The organism is Vibrio sp. VP6, from assembly GCF_028823755.1.
GTDB classification, from domain to species: domain Bacteria; phylum Pseudomonadota; class Gammaproteobacteria; order Enterobacterales; family Vibrionaceae; genus Vibrio; species Vibrio parahaemolyticus.
Window position 1 is genome coordinate 1 of sequence record NZ_JAPEID010000082.1, and the last position, 4,979, is coordinate 4,979.

The following is a 4,979-nucleotide window of genomic DNA, read 5'->3' on the forward strand; positions in this document are numbered from 1 at the left end:
GCTTTGCTGCATTCGCAGCACGTTCGTTTGCTTCTGCAATGGCTTGGTTAAGACGTTGCTCAACAGTGTAATGAGCGTGGTCGTTGATCTGATGAACAAGCTGTTCAACATCACCAAGCATTAATGACAAACGCTCAGCAATTTCCGGCGGTAACTCCTGATGAACAATGGTTTGCTCATTAGAGTCTGGAAGCATCGGCGCTAGGATTTCACCAGAATCCTCAAGTGCCTTAAACGCAGACATTAAGGCAGACGGACGGCCTGTACCAATCTTGTTGCGCAGTGACGTTCCGTTGATGTTTTTACCTTCAACCAAAAGCGCATTTGCCGCTTCTTTAACTTGCAGATCCGAAAAAGCTCTTTCTCTGACCATGCTTCATTCCCCTGTCACTTTCAAAGTTTGTTTGTACGTTTGTTATTATACGAACAAACTAACGTACATACAAACAATCTGTACAAAATTAAAACAAACAGAAGCGCCCTACAGTCAAGGGTGCACAAAAGCGCAGAGGTTACCCTCTCATAGCCACGTAAAGAGCCAACCTTGGAGAAAAGTGATCATTTTAAGGATTAAGAGAGAAGATCGCGCCGAAATGAAATCGCATCACAAATGATTAACATTTGGACGAAAACTGTAATTTTCTTTCAGGTAGATAAAGGGAGAAATCAGGGAGGAAAAGAGTGACTTTTGCAATTCTGCTGTCATCGCTGCGTCGAAACAGGCAAAAGCCACTCTAAATTTAGCTATTTAACATATTACATCTAATCAACACCACGGAATACAATGCGGTAAATGTTTTTTACATTAGGTTTAAAAATGTCCGCCACTCTCCCCTTCCAGGTCCGCATGAGCGCTTATACTCTAGCGAGAGACAAAAGATTCAACGACGCTTCTCTGAACCGGTTGGAAAAAGTCGCGCTCGATGAGACTAGCGAGCAACCTGAGTTCATCATCAGTAGCGTTTTGGTTTAGTGTGTGTGGTTAATGCTACAATTCCCTTGCATTGAAACTCCCTTCTAGGGTTTTAGTTTCCCTCTAGGTAGGTTTGGCGATCGCATCGGGATGGGTTATCTAATAAGTTGATTACCATAAATAAGATAATTAGCTTATTTATGGTAATTAAACCATTTCCATAATTCTTCATCTGACATATTTTCACAACGTTCCGCAATAGCTCGAATGAAACTAGAGCGATCTAACGAAAAATCTTCATCTTTAGAATAAGAAATGACATTCAATCTTTTATGAATTTTATCCAATTGTTGAGCTTCAGACTTCGTCAAAGAGACAGTAACAGGCTCCCGCTTTTCTCCTTTTTGTTTTGGGCGTCCTACCGTGCGAGAAACTTTAGAATCAGCACCATCAACAAAGGCATCAGCTTCCTTCACTTTTTTTTCTTGAGCTTTTAAATTAGATCGAGAAAGCATCTAATATCTCCTTAGTTAAGCAACTAATCTCAGACTTTGCTTTATTGTCTTTCCATTCATGAACACCACATGCATGATGAAAAGCATCACGATGTGCTTTTCGGTCTGCAACAACTGTCCTCATCAAATGAAATTCAGGATATTCACTAAGCAACTGCTTTGCAGTTTGTCTTTCAGCATGAGTATTAGTCGGCGCCATATTAATAAAAACAGCAACTTCTAGAGCATCATTAAAATCACGAGCGGATTCAACTGTCTCAGCCATATGCTCTAACAGTTCCAAATCTGCATGACTAGCCTTAGTTGGCATGATCATGAGATCTGCAGCCAGCATTGCACTGCGCATTTCTCGACTATCACGACCAGCAGCATCAACAATAATGAAATCATAATTTTCAATTTCTCTTTGTAGCTGCTTAGTAATATTTCCATCTAAGCGAATACATGGAAACTCCTTTAAAGCTCCCCCAATCTCTATTCGCCTTTGATTCCAACGATAAAGAGTACCTTGCGGATCGGCATCAAGTAGTAAAATTCGACTAGTATCTTCTTGATATTTTTCATGAGCTAAAGCGACGGCAAGGTTGCAAGCCGTATTCGACTTACCAACACCACCCTTTTGATGACCTAGAAGGATAATTTTTTTCATACAGGACTCCATTGAATAACCACATCACAATCCTACTAATTGAAAACAAGAAAAACAAGAAAAACAAGAAAAACAAGAAAAACAAGAAAAACAAGAAAAACAAGAAAAACAATCAATTTATCATAATTATATTATTTTCATAAATAAGATAATTAATAAAAACAAAATAAATATAACAACCATTAGAGCTTAGGAAGCAAAGTGGTTTGAGGTCTAATAGAACGAAAACGTACGCTAGTAAGGTTAAGGTTCTGATATATATCAGATTAAAATCTGCAATCTCATACTGATTAAAGTATAGTGTTGGGATGTAAAGACGGGAATAAACAGAATGAAAGCACCAACATCCATACATGATGGATTGTTTAAGTCGTTCTTGACTGTGCCAGAGACAGCAAAAGACTTTCTCGATATTCACTTACCAGGACACATCAAACAAATCTGCAACCTCGATACGCTCCAGCTTCAATCAGGTTCATTTTTGGAAGATGAGTTAGTGCCGTATTATTCCGATGTGCTGTACTCAATGGAAACGGACAGTGGGGTAGGGTATGTGTACGCTTTGATAGAGCATCAAAGCAGCCCAGACAAACACATGGGCTTTCGATTGATGCGGTACGCTATTGCCGCGATGCAACAACACCTTGATGCAGGAAATGAGAAGTTACCTTTAGTCGTACCATTGCTGTTTTACCATGGAAAAACCAGTCCTTACCCATACAGCACGAATTGGTTGGATGAATTTGAAAAACCAGAGATAGCTCAGTTGCTTTATGGTCAATCTTTCCCTTTGGTGGATGTCACCGTGATACCGGATGATGACATCATTCGACATAAACGAGTGGCCTTGTTAGAGCTGGTACAGAAACATGTACGACAAAGAGATTTGTTGGATTTTACAGACACACTGGTTACACTGTTATTAGAGCGTTTAATAACCAGCAAACAGTTAGATAGTTTAGTGGAGTATTTGCTTAGAGTAGGGGAAACATCAAATCTGGAAGATTTAATGCGAACTTTAGCGAAGCAAGTTCCAGAGCATGAGGAACGGTTCATGACAGTAGCAGAACAATTAGAAGCGCGTGGCCGCGAACAAGGTTTAAAACAAGGTCTACAGCAAGGTAGACAAGAAGGCGAAAAATTAGGTCGCAAACAAGGTAGTCAAGAAACCCAACTAGCAATAGCAAAAAAAATGCTTTCAGCAGGCATTGATATTGCCTTAGTCGCCCAAACGACAGAACTTACTGAAGATGAGATCTCAAAACTCATCAACTAATGATTTAGTTTCATTCCGACATAATGGCGAAATGTTAATGACATTTCGTCATTTTTTTTAACCGCAAATTGTGACGCCGTAACCATTCATTTCATGAGTCGCTGTGCGACGAATACTAGAACGCGCTCACGAAGTGAGTAAGATGCGTCCTTCCCGAGCTATCAAAAGCTTTCTTTTATTCACAGTGATTCCGGTACAAAAATGGCCCTTTGCCTTGCTAGAATGCGCGAGCGTAGCGAGTAAGACTTTTCACGGAATTATACGTATATGCTCTATAGTTTCCTGTCGTATGACAAAAGAAATGTTCAGCGCAGCCAGCTAGATATTGGGACTTGTTTTATCGTAAGTAATCAAAGCTGGCTGTTGGGGCCCGTCAAAAGCATTTGTTTATTCTGAATTGTACTGCGATGTTAATTGCTTTTGATGGGAGGTTCCTTTGAGCGAAGCGATAGCTTTTTCTTAAATATTTATTCTTATATTTATTCCATATACGTAGTTTACATATTTATTCTCATAAGAACGGTATGTCTCTAGATGACCTTTTACAGGTAAAATTTACAGTGATATTCTATAGGTATCTTTTCTGTGAATACTATTTTTTAGGGTAAAATCGACCATTTGCGTTCACTGTGGGTGGTAACAACGATAGAAATGGGGTGAACACCAGCACAAAACTATGACTTAGATCACATTAAACCTTGTATAGACGTGCTGAATCCTCCGCTTGCGCGGATTCATTGATAAGAGTTAGTGTGGATTGAGGGAGACCTGGGGACTATAAGCCTCGAATACCCGCAAATTTGATTCAGCTACGAGCTCAAACTTATTTGCATTCAAATAGCGTTGTACGACGCCGTTTGCCATGTCTCTAAAACTAATCCAGGCATGACGAAGCCCATTTTTAATTTGACGCTTACGAGTCTCGATGATGGATTCAGCAATGTTTCTGTAACGAACCACTTTCAGATCATTGAAGAACACTTCAGAGAATTGCTTATACGCAGGAGCACCACGAACAGTGCCCTCAACATCACCAATAGGGATGTTAATGGGGTTTTGTGCCCATTTCAGCAGAAAGTCCAGACTTAGCTCTGAGGCTATGTCCTATAAGGTCTAGCGAAATTATAATTCCTAATATCAACGATACTTTGAGTGATTTTTGCACAAAAATCGTGATGACTTTGGAGTGCACTTCTAGATCACAGCCGTTATTAAGTCTAAAAACATCATATGTCATTACTTATTTGTCATCCTTACCAGTGTCATAACCTAAATGGCGTTAGCTATCTCTACTTTGATTCGTAAATTCATAGGTATTAACTGATTATTCTGTTGAAGCTGATTTACTGTAACGCCTTTGCGAATAAGGGATGAAGTAGGCACAATGGACTTATCGCAGAAATGGGCGCAAAACCCCTTTTTGTGAATAAATGAAAATCCGCATATGGCACTGAAAAACGAGGGGAGTAAGAGGATCAATAAGGTTGAAGTGTCATCGCAAACACGAGGATTATGTGATGTAGATCAACTTACATGTTCGATGGACGTGCGAAGTCCTCCGCTTGCGCGGATACGTTCAACATTTAGTGGGGTGAAAAGGCAGGGGTAGGGCAGAATGCTTGAAAG

The 4,979-nt window shown here is 39.9% G+C and carries 4 protein-coding genes; 1 reads left to right on the forward strand and 3 read right to left on the reverse strand.

Annotated elements, in window-relative coordinates:
* The 3 genes from OU793_RS23470 to OU793_RS23480 form a co-directional block, all read right to left on the reverse strand.
* Window positions 1-373 (reverse strand): DNA-binding protein (locus tag OU793_RS23470; protein WP_274647863.1); only part of this gene is annotated, 373 nt, incomplete at its 3' end.
* Window positions 374-1,107: 734 nt separating this feature from the next.
* Window positions 1,108-1,428 carry a hypothetical protein gene (locus OU793_RS23475; protein WP_025788937.1) on the reverse strand — a complete coding sequence of 107 codons (321 nt, stop codon included), beginning with the start codon at window positions 1,426-1,428 and terminating at the stop codon, window positions 1,108-1,110.
* Window positions 1,412-2,077: an AAA family ATPase gene (locus OU793_RS23480; protein WP_031419872.1), complete on the reverse strand. Its 666-nt coding sequence runs from the start codon at window positions 2,075-2,077 to the stop codon at window positions 1,412-1,414. The genes OU793_RS23475 and OU793_RS23480 overlap by 17 nt, the downstream gene beginning before the upstream one ends.
* A 331-nt stretch (window positions 2,078-2,408) precedes the next feature.
* Between OU793_RS23480 and OU793_RS23485 the strand changes: the two genes are divergently transcribed.
* The gene (locus tag OU793_RS23485) at window positions 2,409-3,353 is read left to right on the forward strand and encodes an Rpn family recombination-promoting nuclease/putative transposase (RefSeq protein WP_023624634.1); all 945 of its coding nucleotides are present in this window, start codon (window positions 2,409-2,411) and stop codon (window positions 3,351-3,353) included.
* Window positions 3,354-4,979: the final 1,626 nt, after the last annotated feature.

What these genes read in the sequence shown, in the direction of transcription:
- OU793_RS23475 (WP_025788937.1), bottom strand. Translation starts at nt 1,428, where the DNA reads ATGCTTTCTCGATCTAATTTAAAAGCTCAAGAAAAAAAAGTGAAGGAA.
- OU793_RS23480 (WP_031419872.1), bottom strand. Translation starts at nt 2,077, where the DNA reads ATGAAAAAAATTATCCTTCTAGGTCATCAAAAGGGTGGTGTTGGTAAG.
- OU793_RS23485 (WP_023624634.1), top strand. Translation starts at nt 2,409, where the DNA reads ATGAAAGCACCAACATCCATACATGATGGATTGTTTAAGTCGTTCTTG.